The sequence below is a fragment of the Microcystis sp. M109S1 genome, from assembly GCF_020247025.1.
In the GTDB taxonomy this organism is placed as follows: domain Bacteria; phylum Cyanobacteriota; class Cyanobacteriia; order Cyanobacteriales; family Microcystaceae; genus Microcystis.
Window position 1 is genome coordinate 1 of the sequence record NZ_JADBRW010000108.1, and the last position, 2,592, is coordinate 2,592.

1 protein-coding gene is annotated in these 2,592 nt (G+C 46.1%); it reads right to left on the reverse strand.

What is annotated here, in order from left to right:
* Positions 1 to 306: 306 nt before the first annotated feature.
* Positions 307 to 2,358, reverse strand: coding sequence for an NAD(P)H-quinone oxidoreductase subunit 5 (locus IM322_RS05150; RefSeq protein ID WP_287672459.1), 2,052 nt, complete (start codon positions 2,356 to 2,358; stop codon positions 307 to 309).
* Positions 2,359 to 2,592 lie beyond the last annotated feature (234 nt).

The window sequence follows — 2,592 nt, forward strand, 5'->3', positions numbered from 1 at the left end:
GTTAAATTCCCTTGTTTCCACCACCTCCAAGCCGTTCGATAACTTATTCCTGTTTTTTTTGCCTAGTCTGATAGTTTCGTGTTCACATATTACCATGGCTGGCTATATCTGACTATATTTGTATTGAAACTTTACAATACCATTTTTCTAAAGTAATGGCAGAGATGGTTAATTGCCCTCACCCCCAACCCCTCTCCCAGAACCGATCTATTAATAATTTAGTATTACTGCCTGCTATAAACCAAAAAAACTGCTGAAAAAAGGGGCTTTGCGCCCCTAAAAATCTTTAGTCAAGGGATTAAAAATTTACACCAGACTATAGACAATTACTAAACCCAAAACTGCGGCAAAGACAATTAAAGCATAGAATTGGGCGCGACCATTTTCGAGGTATTTGAGACCTTCACCACTGACAAGAGTAGCTAAACCGGTTAAATTCACTGCCCCATCAATAACGCGATAATCCACTTCCATAATTTGCCGCGCGAGACGACGACAACCCTGGACGAAAACTCGATCATACAGATTGTCAATGTACCATTTGTTCAGGGAAAAACGATACAAAGCGGGGAATTTTTCGGCAATAGTTGCGGGGTCAATTTTCTTCTGGAGATACATCAAAGAAGCGACAGTAATCCCGATTAAAGCAATCCCTACCGAATTACCCGCCATGATTAAAAACTCTGTCCAATCAAAAGCATGAACTTCTTCCACCACTTCGTTAGGAACATGAATAAAACCCTCGAAGAAATTCTGCCAAGGTTTACCCACCAAACCGATTAACAAAGAGGGAACCGCTAAAATCATTAGAGGTAAAGTCATAGTAATTGGCGATTCGTGGGGTTCCCGGGCATGATGGCCGTGGTTGTCTTCTTCCTGCGCTTCCGAGTCTAATTGCTTAACATTCATTGCCCCCGGTCCAAAAGCCGGAATCGCACCCGCATTGGCTAACAGTCGGCGTTTAATCTCCTTATTAGTACCTCTAAACTCCCCTTCAAAGGTGTTAAAGTACATCCGGAACATATAAAAAGCCGTTAAACCCGCAGTACCCCAACCGATTAACCATAAAGCTGGGTTCGCCTCAAAAGCTAAACCGAGAATTTCATCCTTCGACCAGAAACCGGCGAAAGGAGGAATCCCGCAGATGGCTAGAGTTCCCACCAGGAAAGTTAGGGCAGTAATGGGCATATACTTGCGTAAACCGCCCATCATCCGCATATCTTGCGCTAAAACCGGCTCATGACCGACCACATCCTCCATACCGTGGATGACGGAACCGGAACCGAGGAACAACATCGCTTTAAAATAAGCGTGGGTCATCAGGTGGAATAACCCCGCACTATAAGCGCCGATGCCCATAGCCATAACCATGTAACCCAATTGGGAGATGGTGGAATAGGCTAAACCCTTTTTGATATCATTCTGGGTGAGGGCGATACTTGCCCCTAGAAAAGCAGTAAAGGCCCCCGTCCAAGCAATTACCGTCATCGCCGTGGGAATTGGCTCAAAAACGGGATACATCCGGGCAATCAGGAAAACTCCGGCGGCTACCATGGTGGCGGCGTGAATCAGGGCCGAAATCGGGGTCGGACCTTCCATGGCATCCGGTAGCCAGACATGAAGGGGAAACTGGGCTGATTTGGCCACGGGTCCAAGGAAGACTAAAACGGCGAATAATGCCGCTAAACTGCCGGCAATGGCTCCAGAAGAGACTAATTCCTCTAGACGTTCACCCATGATATCAAACTCGAAGCTGCCGGTGGCCCAGAAAAGACCCAGCATTCCCAGTAATAAGCCAAAATCGCCGACGCGGTTGGTAACAAAGGCTTTTTGACAGGCATCGGCGGCCGCCGGACGAGTGAACCAGAAACCTACTAGCAGATAGGAACACATCCCCACCAATTCCCAGAAAACGTAGATCTGGACGAGATTGGGACTGATGACCAAACCGAGCATAGAACTGCTAAAAATGCTCAGATAGGCGTAAAAACGCACATAACTGGGGTCGTGGGCCATGTAACCATCGGTATAAATCATCACCAAAAAGGCTACGGTGGTGACGATAACCGACATTAAAGCACTGAGGTGATCGATCGTATAACCCATTTTCAGGTGAAAGTTACCCGCCGATGCCCAATCGATCATTTGGTTGTAGGGAGCGTGTCCATTGATTTGACTCCACAACAGCGCAAAGGACAGCACCATCGACGCGCCGAGGGTAGAAATGATCAATACAGCATTTACCTGTCGCAGACGATTGGTGGCTTCATTAAAGGAAATTAAGCCCGCGCCGACTAGGGTAGCGCCTACCAAAGGCAGGACGGGAACTAGCCACGCGTACTGATAAAGCGGTTCCATTCAGTAATACCTAGTTTACAATTTCACACTATTTGGTTTATCTTCATCTATTGTGACATAGGTTAATTCTTAAGAAAGTGTTTATAGTTAGTCAAAGTATAGTCAAATATAGACAGACTGAATTCCATTTCAGAAATTCCCTTCACTTTTACTTCGAGAGATTGATTCTCCTTGGGTGAACTACGCACCTCTCTATCCCATAGCGGTTAAACGCATTTGGGAATGCTTTTCGCA